The 22,516-nt window shown below is 37.5% G+C and carries 23 protein-coding genes; 15 read left to right on the top strand and 8 right to left on the bottom strand.

Translation table 11 applies throughout. The features are described 5' to 3' along the window. The first annotated feature begins 35 nt into the window (after window positions 1–35). The 4 genes from ACY2A0_RS18115 to ACY2A0_RS18100 are packed head-to-tail and all read left to right on the top strand — an operon-like array spanning window position 36 to window position 2,240. Window positions 36–536, top strand: coding sequence for a C40 family peptidase (locus tag ACY2A0_RS18115; RefSeq protein ID WP_461790786.1), 501 nt, complete (start codon window positions 36–38; stop codon window positions 534–536). Further along, window positions 536–1,099, top strand: a complete 564-nt coding sequence (locus ACY2A0_RS18110) for a redoxin domain-containing protein (RefSeq protein WP_461790785.1) — start codon at window positions 536–538, stop codon at window positions 1,097–1,099. The genes ACY2A0_RS18115 and ACY2A0_RS18110 overlap by 1 nt, the downstream gene beginning before the upstream one ends. A gap of 3 nt (window positions 1,100–1,102) precedes the next feature. Further along, the gene (locus tag ACY2A0_RS18105; RefSeq protein ID WP_461790784.1) at window positions 1,103–1,576 is read left to right on the top strand and encodes a TlpA family protein disulfide reductase; all 474 of its coding nucleotides are present in this window, start codon (window positions 1,103–1,105) and stop codon (window positions 1,574–1,576) included. 49 nt (window positions 1,577–1,625) lie between these two features. Further along, window positions 1,626–2,240, top strand: coding sequence for a thioredoxin family protein (locus ACY2A0_RS18100; RefSeq protein WP_461790783.1), 615 nt, complete (start codon window positions 1,626–1,628; stop codon window positions 2,238–2,240). A gap of 4 nt (window positions 2,241–2,244) precedes the next feature. Here the strand turns inward: ACY2A0_RS18100 and ACY2A0_RS18095 are convergent, their stop codons facing one another. Together ACY2A0_RS18095 and ACY2A0_RS18090 are read right to left on the bottom strand one after the other, a co-directional pair. Beyond that, window positions 2,245–4,167 (bottom strand): DUF3857 domain-containing protein, encoded by a 1,923-nt coding sequence (locus ACY2A0_RS18095; protein WP_461790782.1) that lies wholly within the window; start codon window positions 4,165–4,167, stop codon window positions 2,245–2,247. Beyond that, window positions 4,139–6,118, bottom strand: coding sequence for a DUF3857 domain-containing protein (locus ACY2A0_RS18090; RefSeq protein ID WP_461790781.1), 1,980 nt, complete (start codon window positions 6,116–6,118; stop codon window positions 4,139–4,141). The genes ACY2A0_RS18095 and ACY2A0_RS18090 overlap by 29 nt, the downstream gene beginning before the upstream one ends. A gap of 201 nt (window positions 6,119–6,319) precedes the next feature. Here ACY2A0_RS18090 and ACY2A0_RS18085 point away from each other — a divergent pair, with 201 nt between their 5' ends. From ACY2A0_RS18085 to ACY2A0_RS18040, 10 genes are all read left to right on the top strand, one after another. Further along, entirely contained in the window at window positions 6,320–7,255 is a 936-nt protein-coding gene (locus tag ACY2A0_RS18085; RefSeq protein ID WP_461790780.1) for an exonuclease domain-containing protein, read from the top strand. A 30-nt stretch (window positions 7,256–7,285) separates the two neighbouring features. Then, the gene (gene kynU / locus ACY2A0_RS18080) at window positions 7,286–8,581 is read left to right on the top strand and encodes a kynureninase (RefSeq protein ID WP_461790779.1); all 1,296 of its coding nucleotides are present in this window, start codon (window positions 7,286–7,288) and stop codon (window positions 8,579–8,581) included. Then, on the top strand, window positions 8,574–9,434 hold the full coding sequence (locus tag ACY2A0_RS18075) for a bestrophin family protein (RefSeq protein WP_461790778.1): 861 nt from the start codon (window positions 8,574–8,576) through the stop codon (window positions 9,432–9,434). Before kynU ends, ACY2A0_RS18075 begins: the two co-directional genes overlap by 8 nt. 14 nt (window positions 9,435–9,448) lie before the next feature. Then, entirely contained in the window at window positions 9,449–10,348 is a 900-nt protein-coding gene (locus ACY2A0_RS18070) for a histone deacetylase family protein (protein WP_461790777.1), read from the top strand. A gap of 32 nt (window positions 10,349–10,380) precedes the next feature. Beyond that, window positions 10,381–11,064: a pseudouridine synthase gene (locus ACY2A0_RS18065; RefSeq protein WP_461790776.1), complete on the top strand. Its 684-nt coding sequence runs from the start codon at window positions 10,381–10,383 to the stop codon at window positions 11,062–11,064. Window positions 11,065–11,099: 35 nt separating this feature from the next. Next, window positions 11,100–11,846, top strand: coding sequence for a hypothetical protein (locus ACY2A0_RS18060; RefSeq protein ID WP_461790775.1), 747 nt, complete (start codon window positions 11,100–11,102; stop codon window positions 11,844–11,846). Window positions 11,847–11,856: 10 nt separating this feature from the next. Beyond that, complete coding sequence (locus ACY2A0_RS18055) at window positions 11,857–12,798, top strand: hypothetical protein (RefSeq protein WP_461790774.1); 942 nt, start codon at window positions 11,857–11,859, stop codon at window positions 12,796–12,798. After that, window positions 12,795–13,889: a DNA polymerase IV gene (gene dinB, locus ACY2A0_RS18050; RefSeq protein ID WP_461790773.1), complete on the top strand. Its 1,095-nt coding sequence runs from the start codon at window positions 12,795–12,797 to the stop codon at window positions 13,887–13,889. The genes ACY2A0_RS18055 and dinB overlap by 4 nt, the downstream gene beginning before the upstream one ends. 77 nt (window positions 13,890–13,966) lie before the next feature. After that, on the top strand, window positions 13,967–14,443 hold the full coding sequence (locus ACY2A0_RS18045; protein ID WP_461790772.1) for a GAF domain-containing protein: 477 nt from the start codon (window positions 13,967–13,969) through the stop codon (window positions 14,441–14,443). Further along, window positions 14,436–15,041 carry a DNA-3-methyladenine glycosylase gene (locus ACY2A0_RS18040; RefSeq protein ID WP_461790771.1) on the top strand — a complete coding sequence of 202 codons (606 nt, stop codon included), beginning with the start codon at window positions 14,436–14,438 and terminating at the stop codon, window positions 15,039–15,041. The genes ACY2A0_RS18045 and ACY2A0_RS18040 overlap by 8 nt, the downstream gene beginning before the upstream one ends. Here the strand turns inward: ACY2A0_RS18040 and ACY2A0_RS18035 are convergent. After that, a complete protein-coding gene (locus ACY2A0_RS18035) occupies window positions 15,038–15,877 on the bottom strand; it encodes a hypothetical protein (protein ID WP_461790770.1) in 840 nt (279 codons plus the stop codon). The genes ACY2A0_RS18040 and ACY2A0_RS18035 overlap by 4 nt on opposite strands. Further along, window positions 15,874–16,806 (bottom strand): tRNA epoxyqueuosine(34) reductase QueG, encoded by a 933-nt coding sequence (gene queG, locus ACY2A0_RS18030; RefSeq protein WP_461790769.1) that lies wholly within the window; start codon window positions 16,804–16,806, stop codon window positions 15,874–15,876. Before queG ends, ACY2A0_RS18035 begins: the two co-directional genes overlap by 4 nt. A gap of 106 nt (window positions 16,807–16,912) precedes the next feature. Here queG and ACY2A0_RS18025 point away from each other — a divergent pair, with 106 nt between their 5' ends. Continuing rightward, complete coding sequence (locus tag ACY2A0_RS18025; RefSeq protein ID WP_113635176.1) at window positions 16,913–17,134, top strand: hypothetical protein; 222 nt, start codon at window positions 16,913–16,915, stop codon at window positions 17,132–17,134. Window positions 17,135–17,149: 15 nt separating this feature from the next. Here ACY2A0_RS18025 and ACY2A0_RS18020 read toward each other — a convergent pair whose 3' ends face one another. The 4 genes from ACY2A0_RS18020 to ACY2A0_RS18005 all read right to left on the bottom strand — a co-directional run bounded on the left by ACY2A0_RS18020 (window position 17,150) and on the right by ACY2A0_RS18005 (window position 22,456). Continuing rightward, the gene (locus ACY2A0_RS18020; protein ID WP_461790768.1) at window positions 17,150–18,658 is read right to left on the bottom strand and encodes a GNAT family N-acetyltransferase; all 1,509 of its coding nucleotides are present in this window, start codon (window positions 18,656–18,658) and stop codon (window positions 17,150–17,152) included. Window positions 18,659–19,146: 488 nt separating this feature from the next. Beyond that, window positions 19,147–20,169, bottom strand: a complete 1,023-nt coding sequence (gene ruvB, locus ACY2A0_RS18015) for a Holliday junction branch migration DNA helicase RuvB (protein ID WP_461790767.1) — start codon at window positions 20,167–20,169, stop codon at window positions 19,147–19,149. A 104-nt stretch (window positions 20,170–20,273) separates the two neighbouring features. Beyond that, a complete protein-coding gene (locus tag ACY2A0_RS18010) occupies window positions 20,274–21,170 on the bottom strand; it encodes a 3-hydroxybutyryl-CoA dehydrogenase (RefSeq protein ID WP_461790766.1) in 897 nt (298 codons plus the stop codon). Between the two features lie 143 nt (window positions 21,171–21,313). Then, window positions 21,314–22,456, bottom strand: coding sequence for a tetratricopeptide repeat protein (locus tag ACY2A0_RS18005; protein WP_461790765.1), 1,143 nt, complete (start codon window positions 22,454–22,456; stop codon window positions 21,314–21,316). Window positions 22,457–22,516 lie beyond the last annotated feature (60 nt).

The raw sequence follows: 22,516 nt of genomic DNA, 5'->3' as shown, positions 1-22,516 counted from the left end.
GAAGAACGTTAAGTAGTCATCAAAATTTAAATCGAATGATAATCACTACAAAGCGAAGTTATTTTTTATTGATCTGTATGTGTTTAATGTTGCTATTGGCATCATGCGGTAGCAGAAAAAGTACAAGTAACACTAAAGCAGCTCGTGCCGCCGACGCGATGGCAAATTTGAAAAATAAATCACTTTATAGATTTATTAATGATTGGACTGGAGTGAGATATAGGCTTGGTGGTTTGGATAAAAGTGGCATTGATTGTTCGGGTTTTGCCCTGTTGCTACAACAAGATATCTACGGCAGAAAACTTCCTAGAAGGTCTAAAGATCAAGCTGAAGCCATCAAAAAGCGAAGTTTGGGCAATTTAAAAGAAGGCGATTTGATTTTTTTCTCCTTTGGTGGAAAAGAAGTAGACCATGTGGGAATTTACTTAAACGGTGATTTCTTTGTACACGCTTCAACTACTCGCGGAGTTATTGTTGATGATTTATCGTTGCCTGTGTACCAGCAAGCTATTGTTAAAACAGGAACACTGAACTAATGAAAAGAATATCGGTATTACTTGCTGTGCTATTGATTTGGGGCTTTTTTTCGAAAGCACAAGAGGTGTTGAAAGTGGGAGACACGCTTGACAGTCTTCGATTAAAAAATGTTGATGGTAGCTATTACAGTTTAAGGGAACAAAACAAAAGCGGTTTTATATTGGTTTTCATGACCCCAAGCTGCGATCACTGTTTGGCTTACGTTAACAGGGTGATTAAACTTAATAATTTATATGCTTCAAAAGGATTTCCTGTAGTTGCCATTGGACCTTATGGTGATAATGAGAAAGACTATCCTTTTGATGCTATGCCAGCGATGAAAAAATTAGCAGAGGAAAGGAAGTTTACTTTTCCGTATTTAGCTGATGAAAAATTCAAGTATACCTGGCTGTTCGATTTACGGCAAACGCCTAAAGCAGTAGTGCTGAAAAAAATAAACAACGGCTTTTTGGTGAAATATATTGGAAATATTGACAATCAACCAGATGAAAAAGCTATACCCACACAGAAATATGTGGAAGAAGAAGTTAACGAGCTGCTTTTAAACCGTACAAAACGCTAAAATATGCTGGCTAAACTCACTGTAACAATTGTGTTGATTTTAACTGGGTTAGTTGCTAATGCTCAAGTTAAATTACTAACTTTAAATGAGTTAGAAGCACGAGCAGCTAAAGGAAAGGACACTACTTTTGTAATAAATTTTTGGGCTACTTGGTGTGTACCTTGTGTAGAAGAGCTTCCATATTTTGAAAAGCTTAACACCGAAAACTTTAAAAAGCCAGTTAAAGTATTGCTGATGAGTTTAGATTTTAAATCGAAATTAAATAGCGATGTAATACCTTTCGTTAATAAGCATCAACTTAAAGCTGAGGTTTTCGTAGTTAATGAAGCTGATCAACAACGCTTTATTGACCGTTTAGATAAAAACTGGTCGGGTGCTCTGCCGGCTACACTGATTATAAACACGGCTGATCGGAGGCGCTCATTTTATGAACGGACGTTTAATTATGAGCAGCTTAGAAAAGTGGTAGAGCAATAAACTTAGAGATAATTAATTGAATATTTTTTTAACACTAAGATGTAGAATTATGAAAAAGTCAATATTAACGTGTTTGTTTTTAGTTGTTGCCATTGTTGTATTTGCGCAATCGGGATATCAAGTGGGAGATATCGCGGCAGATTTCAACCTTAAAAATACAGATGGTAAAAATGTTTCGCTCGCTAACTATAAAAATACAAAGGGATATATAGTAGTTTTTACCTGCAACACCTGTCCGGTTTCTAAAGCCTATGAAGCTAGAATAGAAGCCTTGAATAAAATGTATGCTGCAAAAGGATATCCAGTAGTGGCAATCAACACCAATGATCCCATCACATCTCCAGGAGATAGCTATGAAAAAATGCAGGAGAGGGTAAAGGAAAAAGGATTCACATTCGCCTATTTGTTAGATCCAGATCACGTTTTTACTAAAAAATATGGTGCACAGCGTACACCACATGTTTTTGTTTTAGAGAAAACAGCCAGCGGTAATGAAGTAGCTTATATTGGTGCGATAGATAACGATCAACAAGAGCTAAATGCGCAACGTGAAAACTATGTTCAGAATGCCGTAAACCAACTTTTAAGTGGACAAAAGCCTACAGTGTCATCTACTAAGGCTATTGGCTGCAGTATTAAGTGGAAAAAGGAAGCTAGTAAATAGCGTTCTACTTTTTAACTGGAAATGAAATCCTAACTCTATCATAGTCTGCAATTTCGTTGATGAAGCTTTCATAAGCTTCGTATTCGTTTGCTTTATACGTACCGTCATTTAAAACTAGTTTGCGATAATAGCTAAGCTTTCCGTCGGTTAACTTAATTTCAGCATAGTAGTTGCCAAACTTACTTTCTATTTTCATTGTTTTCGGAGAAATAAAAGGTATGATCTGATAGCCTAAGCTAAAAGTGATTTTGTCTTCGTCTGTGTAACCTCGCTTTATTTCAAATGCTAAAGATCTATTTCTTACCGACGGAACACTTCGTTTAACATTGAAAAGATTCGGTGAAAACGTAATTCTACCGTTATTTATACTAGCATAATTTGTGGCTTCGAACGTTAGCTTTTCTGTAAAGCGCTGCAAGTCGGTATTGGCCTCCAACTCAACAGCTGTAAATTCTATGTTATTAATATCATACAGATATTTCAGTTGTTTTTCACGTTCTAAAGGCGATTTTTTCGTTAAAAAAAAGTGACTGTCAAATTGAGAACCGCTAAATTCGGTTTTTAGTGTGCCTTTAATACTGCCGTTGTCAGCCAGTAGCAATTCCGATGTTCTTAATTGAGTGCTTTTACTTGTTTCGTACTTAGGCGTTTTCATAAGTTTTCCGCCTTCGTTGGTGCATGCTAGCACCCATCTGTCGTCAGTGAACGAACCTAGGTAACCAAATGGCGCATCCTGACTGGTACATTCTAACCAAATATTTTCCCCATTCACAGGAATACATAAAATAATATGATTTCCTTGTTCCATGCTGGCGAAATCTTTAATTAAATCCGTCTTATCATCTCCTGCGTCTACTACGCAATAGTAAGAATCAATCCCAGCGGCCTCAAGTAAACTCTGCATGTAATTCACCAATGCTTTACAATCACCGTACCCTAACTTGTCTACCTCGCTTGCGCTTATTGGTTTAAAGCCGCCAATTCCAATTTGCACGCTGATGTATCTTGTTTTTTGTTGAAAATATTCATAGATCTTTTTAGCCTTTGCTTTGTCGCCACTTTCATCTTTTACTAAGTTTTTAACAAAGTTTGTGGTTGTTGCAGGTAGCTCACGTCCATTTTTCAATAAGTAATCATAAGATATTTTTCCTAGTTCGTTCCAGTTGGTATAGCTACCTTTAAAGTTGTAATAGCTAAAGTTTTTGGGCGCCACTTTTACGGCAGGGAAGTAGGTTTCAGGATTAGTTGCATACGCTTCGTATTTGATTGCCGGGAGGTTTTCAACTAACCATTGTTTGCTAATTCTTTTTTCACTGGGGATTTCATTTTTCAGGCCTTTGAAATTTCTTTCAAGCACCCTAACTTCATCAAGTAAACCATACTTAAACTCATAACTGCTTTTTTCCACTGCAACATCAAAACCTGGCAAAGGCCGCCAATCAGGAATAATCAAATTCTGTTTGTTCCTGATTTCATATTGATAAACGATGGTATATGGGTAAGAATTTATTTGCGGAATGTAATACTTCACCCTGCTATCCTCAAATAACGAAAAATCACTAACTGCGCTTTCATCTTTGAAATTACTTAAAGAAAATTTAGTGATCAGCTTGCCAAATTCGTCATATATTTCTCCCTTGGCGGATTTGATATTGATGTTTTTATCATAAAATATTGCGAGCTGACCATATTTGTCGCCGTTTTTGTTTAAAACTGTTACCGCTTTGTAATTACTAACAAGAACATTGTCGGTCGACTGCATATCCACTACAACTTTACTATCTCTAATTACAGCATGTGCCTTATTTGTTAATTGACTACTTAGGTTTGATAAAGCAAAATTTTGAGCGAAGCCTACAGCGCTAAACGCAAAGAAAAGAAGTAACAGTAGTATTTTTCTATTTATTGGCTTTAACGATAACGACATCAGTTTTTTGTTTTTGGATAATCTGATTATAAAATTCTTTTAAATAGTAATATTCCTCAGAAGTATAAATGGCTTTGTTTAAAGTGAAAAGCTGGTTTAAGGTAAATTCATTTTCATTAATTCCGGTTTGCAAAATATATCTTCCACCCTGATTAGGCAATGCCAAAGAATAGTCTTTGGGATGCTCCTTTATCGAAAAACCACTAGGTAAGGCAATACGTATTAAAATTCGCTCTTCTCTGGCAGCACCTAAATCAACAGGATAGTTTCTTTCTTTTAATTTAAATGGATTTCTGCGAAGAGGATTGATAAAAAACGGGTTGAATGCTTGATTACCACCATTGCTACTGCCGGTATTTATTTCAACTTCATACTCTTCAATTAGGGCATTTTCTACGCTGTCAATATTTGATATTTTAAAGTTTTTAATTTTGATGTTGCTCAATCTCTCATCAAGTTTTTCCACGTATTCATCAATGGACGTGTATTTTTTAATTTCTTTCCTCGTGTTCGCAGCATCGTAACCCATGGCCATATTGGTTAACGTAGCTTTTACTTTCCCATCTTCGGAAATTGTCCCTATAAGGGAGTAACTAGTTAAACTTTTTTTCGATGCTTTTAAATCCATCCAATAAGAAGGCTTCTTTAAATTAATTACCCTGCCTTGATCGTTAATACACCTCAAAGGCAATAACCCGAAAGGCATAAACGGATCAGTGGCATCTAATAAATAACTTTCGTTATCGATGTTTACTTTAGCCACTACGTAGTTGAAATCGCTGATAATGGGGTACAATTTATTCACTGTTCCATTTTCTCGAGTTGATAAAATTACTGCCTCTACATCAAAATTTGCGGCTCCTAAAGCTGCAATTAATGCCAGGTTGATATCTGCTGCATTTCCAGATCTTTTCTCAATTAAATCTTTAACGCCAATTTCACTGTATTTACCGTAATAATTATTCCATTTCGCCTGTTTTTTAATGTATTCGTATATCTTTTTTGCTTTAGACAGGTCGCTGTCACTATCTGAAATTACGGAGGAAAGTATATTTTTGAAAACTTCCTTACGTTTCATTTGACCACCAAAATCTTTATTGCTTTTCAACTCGTAGTCAATGTCGCTCCATGATTTTGTGTATTTTTGGTTGGAGCCATTCAAATAAAATACTTCCGATAATTCAAAGTAAATTGCTGATTTATAGTTAGAAGCTGCCGTCATGTAATCTTCTTCCATAAACGCCGGAAGGTTTTTCATGGTATAGGTCAATTTCGAGCAGTCCATATCTTTCCCCGCAACGCGTAAGCAGCCATTATTTACTTCTGACTTAGTTTCTGTTAACTTATAAAATCCACGAAGTGATACATTGTACCTGTAATTTGCAGGAATATATGCTACGTAGGTACTCTGAAGCTTCGGAAAATCTGCCTGGAAGTTCCATGTTTTGAAATTAAACAGGTAAGGACTTTCAATCGTGTACTCGTATTCAATAATCGAACCTTCTTTTAGATTAGGTAAGGTGAATTTTGTTAAGGTTAAGTATTTTGATTTCTCCTCCTTAAAAACAGTTTTTTCACTCATTTCAGATTCCACAGGATTATCGTTTTCTAAATTAAAGGTGACTGCTCTGATTTTGGAAATATATTCCGCCTGATCATTTGCGCTGCCACTTTTATAAAGCGGTACGATTACATTAGCGGCCTCAAAACCTTCTTTTTTATAAATCTTTATTCTTGCATGATAATTATGCACTAACATCATTCGTCCCGTTTCCGAGTCAAACGTGAACCGCGTAGTACCAAATTCATTTAAATAAATAGCGTTAGCATTGCTGTCTATTTTAGTTCTATCGAAATTAAAATCGCTTTCGGTAAGTTTGCCAAACTCAAATTCTTGGGAAAATGAGCTAAAAGGCAAGATCAGTAGGAAATATAAGAGTTTGCGTATCATTAGCGTTGGTTTAATAGTCCGCAATTTAATCGATGCAATTCATTTATTTTCGGAAAGTTTAAAATATTGTTGAGTTGGCGCTAAATCCAAACTTTATGTTTGTTCTGTAGAAGCAATATGTGATTTATTTAATAGCTTTTTTAAGTGAAAAAGAGAAATTACGATAGTATTTTAGCAAATTTGGAACTTAGAATAACCTGTATGAAATTAAATTTAAAACGCCCTCTAGCATTTTTCGACATTGAGGCAACTGGAGTGAACGTAGGAGCAGATCGCATTGTAGAAATTGCTATACTTAAAGCAATGCCCGATGGTACTGAAAGTATGCTAGTTAAACGGATAAATCCAGAAATTCCAATTCCGATGGTTACTTCCTTAATTCATGGAATTTATGATGAGGATGTGAAAAACGAGCCAAAATTTGCTGATGTTGCGCAAGAGTTGGCAGATTTTATTGGCGATGCTGATTTAGCTGGATATAATTCTAACAAATTTGATATCCCAATGCTTTTGGAAGAATTTTTACGTGTAGGCGTTGATTTAGACATGTCGGACAGGAAATTTGTTGATGTTCAAAATATCTTTCATCAAATGGAACAGCGGACGTTAAAAGCTGCTTATAAGTTTTATTGCGATAAGGATTTAACTAATGCACATGCCGCTGAAGCTGATATAAGAGCTACTTATGAAGTGCTTTTAGCACAGCTAGATAAATATAAAGATGCTGAATTCACTGACAAGCAAGGAAAGGTTTCGGTTCCGGTTGTTAATGATGTGGATGCTTTGCATAGCTTTACTAATCTCAATAAATCCGTTGATTATGCGGGGCGCATTGTATTTAATGACAACGGCGAAGAGTGTATTAATTTCGGCAAGCATAAGGGCAAAACATTAGAAACTATTTTCAATACCGAGCCAAGTTATTATGCTTGGATGATGCAGGGCGATTTTCCATTATTCACTAAAAAGAAATTGGAGGAGATTTGGAAGCGTTGGAATAAAAGAAAGGAAGAACTTAAGCAGCCGAAGCCTACGCAACAACAAACTCAACGTACTGCGCCGCCTAAAAAACAGGAGCCAGCAAAGCCAGTTACCAATGACATGTTGGAACAGCTTAAGATGAAATTTGGCAAGTAAGTTCAACTCAATTCTAGGTCATAACTCCATATGATAAATTTTGAAAATAACCTAGCCTTTGCAAAGGCTATGGACGCAGCTGATCCGTTAAAAGCATTGAGGGACGAATATTTATTTCCTCAGCAAAACGGACAACCATTCATTTATTTATGCGGCAATTCATTGGGTTTACAGCCCAAAATAGCGAAAGAGGTTTTAAACGAACAGCTAAACAACTGGCAAAATTTAGCGGTTGAAGGCTGGTTTGAAGGGGATAAGCCTTGGATGTTTTATCATAAGGAGCTTAAAAAGTTGATGGCACCAATAGTGGGAGCTAGCGAATTGGAAGTTTGTCCTATGAACACCTTAACGGTTAACTTACACTTGTTAATGGTGAGTTTTTACAGACCGACACAAAAGCGCTTCAAAATCATTATGGAGGCGGGTGCTTTTCCTTCTGACCAATATGCTATTGAAAGTCAGGTGCGTTTTCATGGTTATGATACTAAAGAAGCGATTATTGAAGTTGCTCCTAAAAATGGAGCCTATACTTTAGCTACTGCAGATATTTTAGAAGCTATTCAACATAATGGCGATGAAATTGCTTTGGTACTGTTTGGCGGCATCAATTATTTCACAGGCCAGTTGTTCGATATGGAAGCCATTACCAAAAAAGGTCATGAAGTTGGTGCGGTAGTTGGTTTCGACTTGGCTCACGCCGCTGGAAATGTTCCGCTTAAGCTGCACGATTGGGACGTAGATTTCGCTTGCTGGTGTTCTTATAAATATCAAAATGCTGGGCCAGGTGGCATCAGCGGTATTTTTGTGCATCAAAAGCATTTTGGCGATCAAGATATGCCTCGATTTGCTGGGTGGTGGGGTTATCAAGAGAAAACTCGCTTTTTAATGGAAAAAGGTTTTGTACCCGAAGCAGGCGCTGATGGTTGGCAGGTAAGTTGTACGCAGGTAATGCCAATGGCTTTGTATCACGCATCTTTAAAACCGTTTGAAAAAATAGGATTTATGGAGCCACTGCGAAACAAAAGCAAAATATTAACCGGCTATTTGTTTTATATCATTAACGAAGTAAATAACGAATTAGGAGAGGAGCAGTTTAAAATCATAACGCCTTCCAATGAAAATGAAAGGGGTGCTCAAGTATCAATTATAGCAAAATCAAATGGTAAACAATTTTTTGATCACTTGGTGAAAAATAATGTACTTGGAGATTGGCGAGAGCCAAATGTGATCCGATTGAGTCCGGTGCCAATGTACAATAGTTTTGAAGACGTGTTCAAAACAGGTGAACTGCTTTTATCCATAGGTAAATCTTTAAAGAATGATTAATTACAATCCAAAAGAGTGGATCAATTTTATTTTTCGTTTTCACAAAGCTGACTCGTTTTATAAGCTTTGGAAATTGATGCTTAGCGTAGCGATTTTCTCGGGTATCATTGCCTATCTGGAACTTAACTACGTCAAATTATCCGAAACTAGCTATATTAAAAATGTTGGCATGATGCACAGCCTTTTGGGTTTTGTGATTTCGATGTTATTGGTTTTTCGTACTAATACCTCATATGATAGATGGTGGGAAGGAAGGCGGTTACTAGGGCAGCTGGTCAACGTTAGTCGTAACTTTGCCATTAGATTAAACGCACTCGATTTAAGTAACGAAGACCGAGCATTTTTTAAATACGCAATTCCAAAATATGCCTTTGCTTTAAAGGAACATTTGCGTGAAAAGCAGTACTTCGGTAAAAATAGTATCCTAATTGAAATTGACGGAGGAAAGCACATTCCCAATCAGGTTGCTGTGAGTATTACGAACAAACTTTTTGATTTAAGTAAAGCTGGTAAAATTACTGGTGAACAACTGATTACGCTTAGCAATGATAGCACTCAATTCACTGATGTTTGCGGCGCTTGCGAAAGAATTAAAAATACACCGATACCATATTCTTACAGTGCTTTTATCAAAAAGTTCATCTTCGTGTATGTAATTACCTTACCTTTTGGATGGGTTTTTAGTTTAGGTTATTTTGTGATTGGTATTGTTCCTTTTATTCTGTACGTGCTAGCCAGTTTGGAACTTATTGCTGAAGAAATTGAAAACCCATTTGGTACGGATGCAAACGATTTACCAGTGGACCAAATTTGCAACAACATTGAAAAACATGTAGGGGAGATCTTAGATTAGTCGTTGGTTTTGTCATGATAAAGATTGCTTATCATCCCATTTATGCACATCCACTACCAGAGGGACATCGGTTTCCAATGCTGAAGTATGAGCTAATTCCGGCACAATTACTACATGAAGGCACTATTGAGCAAAGCAATTTATTCGCTCCAGAACCTTTGACTGAGCAACATATCATAAGCACTCATCGTGAAGACTATTGGCAGCAACTGAAGCAACTTACTTTGCCTTACAAGGAGCAGCGACGTATTGGCTTTCCACTTGATGCGCTGTTGGTAGAGAGGGAAATCCGGATAGCGCAAGGCACTATTGATGGAGCTATTTATGCACAGCAGTATGGCATTGCATTTAATGTTGCTGGTGGGACTCACCATGCAGGTAGCAATTGGGGAGAGGGTTTTTGCTTGTTAAATGACCAAGCTATTGCGGCTAATTATTTGCTGAATAATGGTTTATCTAAACGTATTTTAATTATCGATTTAGATGTACATCAAGGAAACGGAACCGCTGAAATATTTCAAACAGAGGAACGAGTATTCACTTTCTCCATGCATGGCGAGAAAAATTTTCCGTTCAGAAAAGAACAATCTGATTTTGATATTGGCTTAGCTGATGGTGTGGCAGATGATGAATTTCTTTCCATCTTAAGTGATAAATTTCCTCAGATTATTAAAAAGCATCAACCGGATTTTATATTTTATTTGGCAGGCGTTGATGTATTGGCTAGTGATAAACTAGGTAAATTAGCGTTGAGCAAACAAGCTTGCAAACAGCGTGATCAAATTGTTTTTGAGCATTGTTTGAAAAATCAGTTACCGGTTCAGGTAAGTATGGGAGGCGGTTATTCGGAAGATATTAAGGTGATTGTTGATGCACACTGCAATACATTTAGAACTGCATTCGACTTGTATTAAAAAAGCCAAACTACAATTACTATCTTCGTTGCGTGTTAGAAATTTTATATCAGGATGAGCATCTCATTGCTATCAATAAACCACATGGGCTATTGGTGCATCGTTCTAAAATAGCAGACGACGCAAAGGAATTCGCTTTGCAATTATTAAGAGATCAGGTAGGTAAGCACGTAAATCCAACGCACCGTTTGGATAGAAAAACCTCAGGGGTACTACTTTTTGCTTTCGATAAAAGTACTGAAATCGCAATGCAGAAGCAATTTCAGGAGAGCTTAGTAGATAAACACTACTTAGCAATTGTTAGGGGCTACACACCACCAGAATTAGAAATTGATTATCCTTTGGCTAAGGAAAATGGCACTTTACAGGATGCTCAAACCAAATTCGTCACCTTGCAGCAGGCAGAAATGCCGTTTGCCATCGGAAAACATGAAACATCGAGGTATAGCTTAGTGAAAGCTAATCCGAGAACTGGTCGTATGCACCAATTACGTAAACATTTTGCGCATATCTTTCATCCAATAATTGGCGATAGGCCACACGGATGTAACAAACAGAATCGCTATTTTAAGGAGCATTTAGAGATGAATACCATGATGTTGCATGCATTATCGCTCAGTTTTGCGCATCCAGTTACTGAACAACAAATTACCATAATTGCAGATGTGCAGCCAGAGTTTAAAAGAATGCTCGACTTAATGAATTTTACCCTGTAAAACAATTTTCTTGATATATTGCTGTTATTAACCATATGCTGTACAAATTTCGATTAACTGTTATTTTACTTGCTAGTATTTTTCTTAGCAGCTGCTCATCCATTTACATGCCAGGCGTACCAAATACGCCAATGCTGACTACCAAGGGAGAATTTGCAGGTGGCGCACATGTTTCATTAAGGGGTAATGTAAATGTGAATAGTGCTTATGCAGTAAGCGATCATTTAGCGGCAATGGTAAATTTTGGATTTCTGGACATTCAGAAAAAACGTAAAGATATTGATCATCGATATTTTGAAATTGCTGGCGGATATTTTAAAACCTTTGGGCCAGAAGACAATAGAATTTTAGAGTTCTATGCAGGCATGGGTACCGCAAATAGCTTTCGTGTATTCAGAGATTTTGACGATGGCATTTTAATAAATAGCGATATTTACGATGCGAAGTATACTAAAACTTTTGTGCAAGCCAATTACAGCTCTAAAAAAACAAGTAAAGTGCGTTTGCTTGGGATTGATTTTGGGTTGAACTATGGTACCGCTTGGCGTTTAAGTTTTGTCTCAACCAATGATTTTAAATTAAACGGTGTTCCCACGCCAAACGAGGATAACATTTTTATCGAACCTGTTTTCTTTACCAGGATGGTGTTAAGCGAACAATTCCAATTGCAATACACTAGCGGGAGTAACATTGGTTTACGTAACAGAAAATACTTGAATGCTGGGCATTCGGTATTTAGCGTTGGGGCAGTGCTTAACCTAGGCCGGAAGCCTAAAAAATAAAGTTGTGGATATGAAGCGCTATCTAATCGTTATATTTTCATTAGTTATTTCAATTAACTTAAAAGCGCAGCGCTCTTTCCAAGGGCTTACAAATGCTGTGTTTATGGCCGATAGTAGCGTCAGCCTAACTTTTGATGAAGGAACAATCGTTAACAAACGTCCTACCGAGGTCATTATCTATGCGCTACCAAATGGCAATACCACCGCACAAACTTTCGGTAAAAAACTGAAAGAAGGCGACGATTGGCATTTTGATATCCAACACATTGGAGCACAAACCCAATTCATTCGTAACATTGATAATTCGAAAAACTATATTGTAGTTTATGCAGAGAACAGTTTGAAAAGCTGGCCTTCTTGGCGAAAAAGTCATCATCAATCAGATAGTTTAATCAATGTGTTGGTCGACGAAGTGTATGTAAAATATAAATCTTTAAAGCCGAAAATTGTATTGTGTGCCCATAGCGGTGGAGGTAGTTTCATTTTTGGCTTCATTAATGCTAACCAAAACATTCCTTCTTTTATCAATCGGATAGGTTTCCTGGATGCCACTTATGGCTACGAAACAGAAAAGCACCAAGCTAAATTAAATCGTTGGCTTAGCAATAAAAACAACTCACTACAGGTAATTTCATATAACGATAGCGTGGTAGTGTATAATGGCAAGCCCTTGGTTTCGCCAACTGGTGGCACTTGGTATAGGAGCAAATTAATGGCTAATGACCTTCAAAAGCTTAGAAAAGAAGAAACAGACGCTTACCTAAAATGGAATAATCGCCGAAGTAATGTAAGCTTACTACTGATTAAAAATCCGGAAGCGAAAATTTACCATACCGTTTTAGTTGAAAAAAATGGTTTCATTCACACGATATTAAATGGAACACCTTTCGCCTCAAAAAACTATCAATTTTGGGCTGAAAGAGCTTACGAAAGTTTTATTTTAGAGGAATGAAAAACGAGGCAGCAAAATTTCGCAAAATTATTCACGTGGATATGGATGCGTTTTATGCCTCGGTTGAACAACGAGATTTTCCGGAATTAAGAGGTAAGCCTGTGGTAGTCGGTGGCTCTCCCGACGGAAGGGGTGGAGTGGTGGCTACTGCGAGTTACGAGGCAAGGACTTACGGAATCCGTTCGGCAATGTCGTCTAAAAAAGCGCAGCAATTATGTCCTTACGCTATTTTCGTTTACCCAAGGTTTAGTGCCTACAAAGAAGTCTCGAAGCAAATCAGAGAAATTTTCAGCAGATATACCGATTTGATTGAACCCCTTTCGCTAGATGAAGCTTACTTGGATGTCACCCACGACAAACTCAATATTGGTTCTGCAATTACCATTGCCGAAGAAATTAAAAAAGCAATTAAAGATGAGTTGAACCTTACAGCGTCGGCAGGAGTTTCAATTAACAAATTTGTAGCTAAAATTGCTTCTGACATGAACAAGCCAGATGGATTAACTTTTATAGGTCCATCTAAAATTGAAAAATTCATGGAGAAACTTCCAGTGGAAAAATTTCATGGTGTAGGAAAAGTAACTGCTGAGCGCATGAAAATGCAGCACATTCGTAAAGGCAGCGATTTGAAAAAACTGAGTGAGGAGCGGTTAACTTTGCTATTTGGTAAGTCCGGAAAGTTTTTCTACAATATCGTAAGGGGAATCGACAATCGTCCTGTAAAACCTGATCGAGAAATTAAATCGGTAAGTTCCGAGGATACCTTTGGCTATGATTTGGATAAGGGCAGCGAGTTGAGCGAACGTTTGTTGCAGATTACACAGTCGGCATTTAAAAGAGTTAAGCAATATCAGCTCTACGGAAGAACATTAACGCTTAAGATCAAATTTGCTGACTTTAAACAGATTACCAGAAGCGTTTCCTTTGAGCAAGCGATTACGGATGAGGAAGAAGCATATAAAGCTGCACAAACATTATTAGAAAATGCTGATTTCGATGGTAAGTTAGTACGTTTAATTGGCGTGGGCTTTTCTAATTTTCATGAACCAAAATCAAGAGGCAAAATAGATGAACAACGGTTATTGTTTTGATAACTTAATTTCATCACCACAGTTTCATAAGCCAATTTTTAATTGAAACGTTGTTTAATTTATAGCTAAATTTGTGCATGGCAGAAGATTTAACGATTTTAAAAGAAGCTTCAAAAGAAGAGCAATATCAATCTATTTTACCTCAAATACAAGCATTACTAACCGGCGAAACAGATCTAATTGCCAATTTGGCTAATGTTTGTGCGGCACTTAAAGAACAGTTTAATTGGTTTTGGGTGGGCTTTTATCTCATTAAAGGAGATGAATTAGTATTAGGCCCATTTCAAGGTCCAGTTGCTTGTACCCGTATAAAAAAGGGAAAGGGTGTTTGTGGCAGTAGTTGGGAGCAAGAACAAACACTGATCGTACCTAATGTGGATGAGTTTCCTGGACACATTGCCTGTGCCTCTGCTTCTAAATCAGAAATTGTACTGCCTTTGGTTGTGCAGGGCGAAATCATCGGTGTGTTAGACGTGGATAGCGAACATTTATCGCACTTTGATGAAATAGATGCGAAATATTTAACTGAAATTTTGAGGTTTTTGGATGTCTAAACTGCCTGCAGATTTCTATCTTCAAGAAGATGTAGTTAGCTTAGCTAAGCAGCTTTTAGGGAAAAAACTGTTTACCAATATTAATGGTGAGCTAACTGGTGGCATCATTACCGAAACAGAAGCTTACGACGGCGCAATTGACAAGGCCTGCCATGCTTATTGTGGTAAAAATACAAACCGAACCGCTACCATGTACTTGGCTGGTGGCGTTACCTATGTGTATTTGTGCTACGGCATCCATCATTTGCTTAATGTAGTAAGTGGTAAAGAAGGAAATCCTCAGGCCATATTAATAAGAGGTATTGAGCCAACTACAGGTTTGGATGTGATGTTACAGCGCAGAAAAATGCAAAAGCTCGCACCACGCATCACCGCTGGACCTGGCGCATTAGCTCAAGCTTTGGGGATCGATAAGCAAATCAACGCTAAATTTTTAACAGCAGATGAAATTTGGATTGAACGGGCAGCCGACTTGGATGAAGATCAAATTGTTTCTACCACTCGTATAGGCGTGGCTTACGCGGAGGAGCATGCGCTTTGGCCATTCCGGTTTTACATTAGAGGAAATAGTTTTGTAAGTAAACCCAACAATGGTTAATTCGTTGTCGGATAAGTTGGGTTTTCAATTATTCCTTCATCACTCAACAGGATATGCAATAAAGGATCTTTTAAAATAGCCGATAGTTTAACTTTTTTGCCATTTAAAATCGCGTCGTTCAACACCAATCTTACCCCGTGACTGTAATCGGCCCAAGTATTGGTATGCTTATTATACACGGGTTGAATCGCTTTCCCATCTAATTTGTGCCAGCCATAAATAACTACTCGAGGCGTAGGCTGACCATAGATTTTATTAGAAATGATGATGTCTTTCTTATGTCCTCCAGTTAACTCTGATTGTAAATGCCTTTTCTTTAAACTATCCAACTGCTTAATTACTATATTGTTATGAGCTATAAAAACAGGAACGGTAGTCATCAGTTTACTTGGAGGAATTGGTTGAGGTGCCAACCTGATTAAAGCATTGGAATAAATATCATCCACCATTTTTTTAGTTGGTAGCATCGCTTTGCTTAAACTGGCAATTTTCTGCGCTAACATCGGTGTAGTTGGTGTATAAAAGAAATCTTCGTCATTTCCAATAAGCAAATAATCTGGTGCTACTTGAAAGCTTAACTGATACAACTTTCCACTAATGGTTTGCGTAATGTTGATTGTCGTTGGCTTTCTGTAAAAGTCAGGAACATTTCCGTTTTTAACTTCCGTAAAGATGATTTGTTCACGTGCTTCCAGGGTTAAACTGGTATCGGCAATACTTTTTGCAAATTCGCTACCACTTAATGCATTTGCTTTTCGTTTGACAAATTTAAGCTGCTGTGTTGCGCATGACAAGAAACTGCCACAAAGCATGATCAATAATATTCTGTTCATCATTGCTTTAGAAAATCGATGTTCCGTTTTAAACCACTAAATTTAGTTCTTTTCACTGCTGAATTCTTGAAAACTTTACGGAATACCTCTTCGGTTAAGTCGGTCCATTCGCTTGTGCTGAGCCCAAGTAAGTTTTCCTTGGGTTCAAATTGTTGCTCTTGATGTGGTGTAGAAAATCGATTCCAAGGGCATACGTCTTGACAAACGTCGCAACCGAACATCCAATTGTCCATTTTTCCTTTAAATTCCGCTGGAATTTCGTTTTTCAGCTCAATGGTAAGGTACGAAATGCACTTACTGCCATCAACTACGTAAGGCGCAACTATCGCATCTGTAGGGCAGGCATCAATACAACGAGTGCAAGATCCGCAATGGTCCGTAGGGAAGGGGTTGTCATAAGCCAAATCCAAATCAATAATCAGCTCTGCTAAAAAAAAGAAAGAACCAGCTTGTTTGCTAATTAAATTTGAATTTTTGCCACGCCAACCTAAACCCGCTTTTTCAGCCCAAGCTTTATCCATCACCGGTGCGGAGTCAACAAAGCAACGGCCACTAACTTCGCCAATATTTTCACGAATGTAAGCCATCAATTCTTGCAACTTTTCCTTAATTACGCTATGATAATCCGAGCCATAAGCATATTTGGAAATTTTAGGTGCCTGCGGGTCGAGTTGCTGTTGACCAGTATAGTAATTTAGCGTTAAGGAAACCACAGACTTGGCATCATCAACCAGTAATCGGGGGTCAAGTCGCTTATCGAAATGGTTTTCCATGTAGCCCATTTCTCCATGATGGTTGTTTTTTAACCAATGCTCTAATCTAGGTGCTTCTTTTTCTAAAAAATCTGCCTTCGCAATTCCACAGCTCATAAAGCCTAAGCGTAGCGCTTCTTGCTTAATCATTTGACTGTACTGGACTTGCTTGCTCAACATTGTACTGCAAAGATAATAGCAATTCGCTCAAAAAACCTTTTAATGGCTTTATTGTTTAAGTACTAAGATTAAAATATTACCAACAACTAAATTAAAACTTAAGATTATGGAAAATCAAGCAGAAAATATAAACGACCAAAATAAACATGTTACTCACGAGGTAGAGCATGATTACGATGCGCACAAACAAAATCCAAAACCCGCACCAACGGTAAACGAACCGGATAACGGCGGTGCGGGTCAGGCAATGAAATGGATTATTCCAATTGTTGTAGTGGTGTTGCTTATCATCTGGTTTTTCTTCTTTAGAAATAACGTTACCAAATAATTAACAAGGGTGAAGCTACTCCTTAAGTAGCTTCACCTCATACAAATCTTTCCGTCTATCCTTCAATATCTTCACTGTTCCAAAGTGGTGCAATTCATCTAATAAGTGTAAATCCACATCAACTACCAACATCATTTCTGTATTTGGCGTCGTTTCAGCTTTCACGGCATTGGTTGGAAAAGCAAAATCTGAAGGTGTAAATACCGCCGATTGGGCAAACTGAATATCCATGTTATTCACCTTCGGTAAGTTACCTACGCAACCTGCAATGGCCACATAACATTCATTTTCAATAGCTCTAGCTTGTGCACAATGCCTCACTCTGGTGTAGCCATTTTGTGTATCAGTTAAAAATGGTACAAATAATAGCTGCATCCCTTGGTCGGCATAAATTCTGCTCAATTCAGGAAACTCAACATCGTAGCAAATTAAAATGCCAATTTTACCGCAATCGGTATCAAAAACACCAATCTTATCGCCACCACTCATGCCATAGTATTTTTTCTCATTAGGAGTGATGTGTATTTTCCTATAATTTTCGGTCAGTCCATTGCGATGACACAAATAAGTTGCATTGTACAATTTGCCATTTTCTTTTACAGGCATACTGCCAGAGATGATATTTACGTTATAAGCCACCGCATATTCCTGAAGCTTCAGCACAATTTCCTCGGTTTTATCCGCTAGTTTCTTCATTGCTTCCTGTTCGGGCAAATGATTATAAGGTTGTAGGAGAGGAGTGTTAAAGAACTCAGGGAACATGATGAAGTCTGATTTATAGCCGCTTACTGCATCTACAAAGAATTTAACCTGCTCGTAAAAAGCATCCAAATCACTGAACAAACGCATTTGCCATTGTACCAAACCTAATCTAATGGTTTGTGCCGACCGAGGAGAAACATTGTCGTGATAGTAAATGTTGTTCCATTCAATTAGCGTAGCGTATTCTTTAGACTCTTGATCGCCGGGCAAGTAGTTTTTAAGCACTTTTCTTACGTGGAAATCATTAGCAATTTGAAACGACAAAGTAGGATCGTAAATTTCCTTTGCTTTAACTTTGTCAATATACTGTCGAGGTGTTAATCGATCTGCATACTCATGATAACCCGGAATTCTGCCGCCGGCAATGATACTTTCCAAATTGAGCAATTCGCAAAGTTCCTTTCTAGCTTCATATAATCTTCTAGCTAAACGCAAACCTCTATACTCAGGATGTACAAATATTTCTATGCCATAAAGTACATTTCCATGTGGTGTATGGGTCGAAAATGTATATTTTCCAGTAATTTTTTCATAAGTGTGAGTGTCACCAAATAAATCGTAATCTACAATAATCGAAAGTGAACACGCTACTACTTTGCCATCTACGGCGATACAGAGCTGGCCTTCAGGAAATATGCGCAATAAGTCATTGATTTTCGCTTTGCTCCAAACACCATTTCCACTATCTAAATAAGCTTGTTGCATGGATTCTCGAAGATCTTGGTAGTCTTCGATACCGAGTTTACGTAATTCTATGTTCATGTATAAAGAACAAAAAAGCAAACTGATTGTTTAGTTGGGCTGAAGTCGGTTTAGTGAATCAAACTGACCATGAGTGTAAATGATTTAGAAAAAGAATGTTAGAAGCGCTTGGTAAACTGAAGTCCCGTCATCCGCTGCAATATTTTTGTTGGCATTACCATTTATTTATGTCATGCTGAGCTCTCGAAGCATCTGCTTTTAACAAACAACCCTTCGACAAGCTCAGGGTGACGTCCAACAAAAAGTATTTTCGCTACTACCGGGTTTAGTTTGCAATACCAGTGAAAGTGGCTATGGCTTGCTTTAACATTAGCAAAGGCAGTGCACTTTAAACGGGATAGCAGTGCAAAGCCCGCAATCCCAATGTGAATTGGGAGAGGACTTGAAACGGATAGCCCGACCAACCGATGATTGGAAATGAGACATTGCTTTTCAAAAAATAAATTGATGCAAGTCAATAAAACTCAACTTTTGAAGGTAGTTATTTGTTAAAATAATTTTCCCGTCTGTCCTAGTTTTACTCTATTCAAATGTTTGTAAGCAGCTTCAGTTACTTCTCGACCACGGGCAGTGCGCATTAAGTAACCTTCTTGGATTAGAAATGGCTCGTAAACCTCTTCAATGGTGCCATCATCTTCTCCAACTGCCGTAGCAATTGTTTTTAAACCCACAGGGCCACCTTTAAATTTATCGATAATGGCTAGCAATATCTTGTTATCCATCTCATCTAAACCGTGTTCATCTACATTTAAAGCAGATAAGGCATAACGGGCAATTTCTGTATCAATCTCGCCATTACCTTTAATTTGAGCAAAATCTCGGGTTCTGCGAAGTAATGCGTTGGCAATACGTGGCGTACCGCGGCTACGACGGGCAATTTCATAAGCGCCTTCCTCTGTAATAGGCGTATTTAAAATAGCCGATGATCTTAACACAATGGTGGTGAGCAACTTGGCGTCATAGTAAGCTAACCTTGAATTGATGCCAAAACGAGCCCTCAAAGGTGCGGTTAATAAACCTGAACGAGTGGTAGCGCCAACCAAAGTGAATGGATTTAACCCTATCTGTACGGAACGGGCATTAGGTCCGCTTTCCAACATGATATCGATCTTAAAATCCTCCATGGCCGAATACAAATACTCTTCCACCAAAGGGGATAAACGGTGAATTTCATCTATAAAAAGGATATCACCACTGTCTAGATTAGTTAGTAAGCCAGCTAAATCGCCCGGTTTATCCAACACTGGACCAGAAGTAACTTTAATATTTACGCCCATTTCATTAGCAATGATATGGGATAAAGTAGTTTTTCCAAGTCCCGGAGGGCCATGCAAAAGTACATGGTCAAGTGCCTCGCCACGTAATTTAGCTGCCTTTACGAAAATCCTTAAATTCTCAAGAATTTTATCCTGCCCCGTAAAATCCTCAAATTCTTGAGGTCGCAACACTTTCTCAATATCACGTTCCGTTGGCGATAAATTTTCAGAAGAAGGATCCAAATTTTCGTTCATGTGGTAAAGATAAAAAAATTAGGTCTATTGCGTTATTGCTAAATACCAAGCAAGCTCAAAATGCTAAATATAGCATCACATTTTTGCAGTGGCAATTTTACATTTTATACCAGTTTTGCAAACTTGGGAGCCACTTTGGCTTCTTTAACGCCATTGCTGTAATCATAAAAACCCTCACCAGATTTCACGCCTTTTTTTCCTGCAGTTACCATATTTACCAAAAGAGGGCAGGGGGCATACTTAGGATTTCCAAAACCTTGATGCAAAACGTTCAAAATCGCTAAACAAACATCTAAACCAATAAAATCAGCTAATTGTAGCGGCCCCATGGGATGCGCCATTCCCAGTTTCATCACGGTATCAATTTCGTAAACGCCCGCAACACCTTCATAAAGCGAATAAATAGCCTCGTTAATCATAGGCATCAATATTCTGTTTGCCACGAATCCAGGATAATCGTTTACCTCAACAGGAACTTTATCTAACTTTCTAGACAAATCCATAACTAAATTCGTAGTTATATCACTAGTTGCGTATCCGCGAATAACCTCAACCAATTTCATAATTGGTACTGGATTCATGAAGTGCATACCAATCACTTTATCACCACGCTTGGTAACAGCAGCAATTTGTGTAATTGATATAGAAGAAGTGTTAGATGCCAGAATAGCGTCTGGCTTGGCAAATTCATCTAAATCTCTAAATATTTTTAATTTTAAGTCTGTATTTTCTGTTGCGGCTTCAACAATTAAATCAGCATCGGCAACAGCAGTTTTCAAATCCGTAAATGTAGTTAAATTTGAAAGTGTCGATTGTTTATCATCCTCGGTAATTGTTCCTTTAATTACTTGTCTGTCTAAATTTTTGCCAATAGTTTCTAACGCTTTTTTCAAAGCATCAGCATTAACATCTATTAAATTTACTTTGTACCCAAATTGTGCAAAGGTATGCGCAATGCCATTGCCCATAGTTCCAGATCCGATAACAGCTATAGTTTTCATTTTATGTATTAAGTTAGAAATGGTGTCTAATTTAAGCATTTTCGGTAATAAAATTTTTGACTTATAATTAACGTTATGTTAAGTTTATATTTTAGCTACCCTTTTCTTGCGTAGCATGTTGATTGAACTGGAATCTCTTATTCTTAAAATTCGTTTAATTTGCGTTTCAGCTCCTGAACTTTGTCCAACCTATTTTTGCGAGTGTAGATATCAATCAGCAACTTAATGGTATTTCTATGATTGATATTGATGTCATGGGCTCTTAATAAAGTATATTCGGCCCTATTAACGAAAGCAGTAAATTTTTGGTTGTCTTTTTTTGCTAAGGCTTCATTAGCGCTTTGCATGTAAGTTAGTGCAAGTTGATATAAGGCATCAAAGTAATTGTAGTCCACTTCTAGCGCTTTCTGATAGGCCAATTCTGCCGTACCTATATTTTTTACCTGATTTTGTTGAAGATATCCATAAAGGAAATACAGCAATTTACTTTTCTTATCTGTTTTAAGAGAATTTTCTATGGCTTTGGTGGCTTTTTCGTATTGCTCAGTATCTAGCAATAAATTAATGTAATCGTTTGTTAATAACGGATGATAAGGATTTAGATTTAGCCCATCTTCTAAATACTTTATAGCAAGTTCATTTTCGAACTTTGAAGCATAAATTGAGGCAATATTCTGAAACAAAGCAGCATTTTTCGCTCCACCATCTTTTGCCCTGATGAAATAGGTTAACGCTTCGTTGTATTGTTGTAAGTTTTGTGCACAAACTGCGGCATCAACCGCTAAAATGGTATCTCTAGGCTGGTAATCGCTAACAGCTTTAAAAAGTTCATATGCAGTAGAAAAGTCGTTTTGAGCAAAGGCTTCAGTTGCACGTCTTTGTTTTTTAACGTTGATATTATGGTTAGACGCTTTGATCAATTCAGTATTGGACTGAAATTTATCTAATTTTATCGCCTGTTCCAATGCTTCCTGTGCGAATTTGAAATATTTGTCTGCATTACTTTCATTATCGTCAATTAATGCAGTATAAGAACACAAATAGGCTTTGATAGCCCAGGTTTCGGGCCAGTTTTTAGTTTTACGGTCTTTTTCGGCTAGTTCAATTGCTTTTATCCCCTCTCCTATGATAGCTAATTGCTTTTTTACATCTGCTTTTTCAGCAATACTGTTTTGTAGTTTAGCAAGGCTATTGTTAGCAATTTTAACTTGCGAACCTTGTGCAAAGACGTTCAGGTTAGAGGTGACTTGGACTAAAAATAAAAAGAGAAATATTCTGCGCATCATCAAAAACTTTATACAAAGTAACTAAAAAAGGGAGATATAGTTTAATTATCTCCCTTTTTT

Origin of the sequence: Pedobacter sp., from assembly GCF_965249885.1 — a bacterium.
In the GTDB taxonomy this organism is placed as follows: domain Bacteria; phylum Bacteroidota; class Bacteroidia; order Sphingobacteriales; family Sphingobacteriaceae; genus Pedobacter.
Note: the sequence above shows the minus strand (reverse complement) of the source record. Positions and strands in the feature narration are given on the sequence as shown.

Coding starts and splice junctions, on each gene's coding strand:
- ACY2A0_RS18115 (WP_461790786.1), top strand. CDS start 36: ATGATAATCACTACAAAGCGAAGTTATTTTTTATTGATCTGTATGTGT.
- ACY2A0_RS18110 (WP_461790785.1), top strand. CDS start 536: ATGAAAAGAATATCGGTATTACTTGCTGTGCTATTGATTTGGGGCTTT.
- ACY2A0_RS18105 (WP_461790784.1), top strand. CDS start 1,103: ATGCTGGCTAAACTCACTGTAACAATTGTGTTGATTTTAACTGGGTTA.
- ACY2A0_RS18100 (WP_461790783.1), top strand. CDS start 1,626: ATGAAAAAGTCAATATTAACGTGTTTGTTTTTAGTTGTTGCCATTGTT.
- ACY2A0_RS18095 (WP_461790782.1), bottom strand. CDS start 4,167: ATGTCGTTATCGTTAAAGCCAATAAATAGAAAAATACTACTGTTACTT.
- ACY2A0_RS18090 (WP_461790781.1), bottom strand. CDS start 6,118: ATGATACGCAAACTCTTATATTTCCTACTGATCTTGCCTTTTAGCTCA.
- ACY2A0_RS18085 (WP_461790780.1), top strand. CDS start 6,320: ATGAAATTAAATTTAAAACGCCCTCTAGCATTTTTCGACATTGAGGCA.
- kynU (WP_461790779.1), top strand. CDS start 7,286: ATGATAAATTTTGAAAATAACCTAGCCTTTGCAAAGGCTATGGACGCA.
- ACY2A0_RS18075 (WP_461790778.1), top strand. CDS start 8,574: ATGATTAATTACAATCCAAAAGAGTGGATCAATTTTATTTTTCGTTTT.
- ACY2A0_RS18070 (WP_461790777.1), top strand. CDS start 9,449: ATGATAAAGATTGCTTATCATCCCATTTATGCACATCCACTACCAGAG.
- ACY2A0_RS18060 (WP_461790775.1), top strand. CDS start 11,100: ATGCTGTACAAATTTCGATTAACTGTTATTTTACTTGCTAGTATTTTT.
- ACY2A0_RS18055 (WP_461790774.1), top strand. CDS start 11,857: ATGAAGCGCTATCTAATCGTTATATTTTCATTAGTTATTTCAATTAAC.
- dinB (WP_461790773.1), top strand. CDS start 12,795: ATGAAAAACGAGGCAGCAAAATTTCGCAAAATTATTCACGTGGATATG.
- ACY2A0_RS18045 (WP_461790772.1), top strand. CDS start 13,967: ATGGCAGAAGATTTAACGATTTTAAAAGAAGCTTCAAAAGAAGAGCAA.
- ACY2A0_RS18040 (WP_461790771.1), top strand. CDS start 14,436: ATGTCTAAACTGCCTGCAGATTTCTATCTTCAAGAAGATGTAGTTAGC.
- ACY2A0_RS18035 (WP_461790770.1), bottom strand. CDS start 15,877: ATGATGAACAGAATATTATTGATCATGCTTTGTGGCAGTTTCTTGTCA.
- queG (WP_461790769.1), bottom strand. CDS start 16,806: ATGTTGAGCAAGCAAGTCCAGTACAGTCAAATGATTAAGCAAGAAGCG.
- ACY2A0_RS18025 (WP_113635176.1), top strand. CDS start 16,913: ATGGAAAATCAAGCAGAAAATATAAACGACCAAAATAAACATGTTACT.
- ACY2A0_RS18020 (WP_461790768.1), bottom strand. CDS start 18,658: ATGAACATAGAATTACGTAAACTCGGTATCGAAGACTACCAAGATCTT.
- ruvB (WP_461790767.1), bottom strand. CDS start 20,169: ATGAACGAAAATTTGGATCCTTCTTCTGAAAATTTATCGCCAACGGAA.
- ACY2A0_RS18010 (WP_461790766.1), bottom strand. CDS start 21,170: ATGAAAACTATAGCTGTTATCGGATCTGGAACTATGGGCAATGGCATT.
- ACY2A0_RS18005 (WP_461790765.1), bottom strand. CDS start 22,456: ATGATGCGCAGAATATTTCTCTTTTTATTTTTAGTCCAAGTCACCTCT.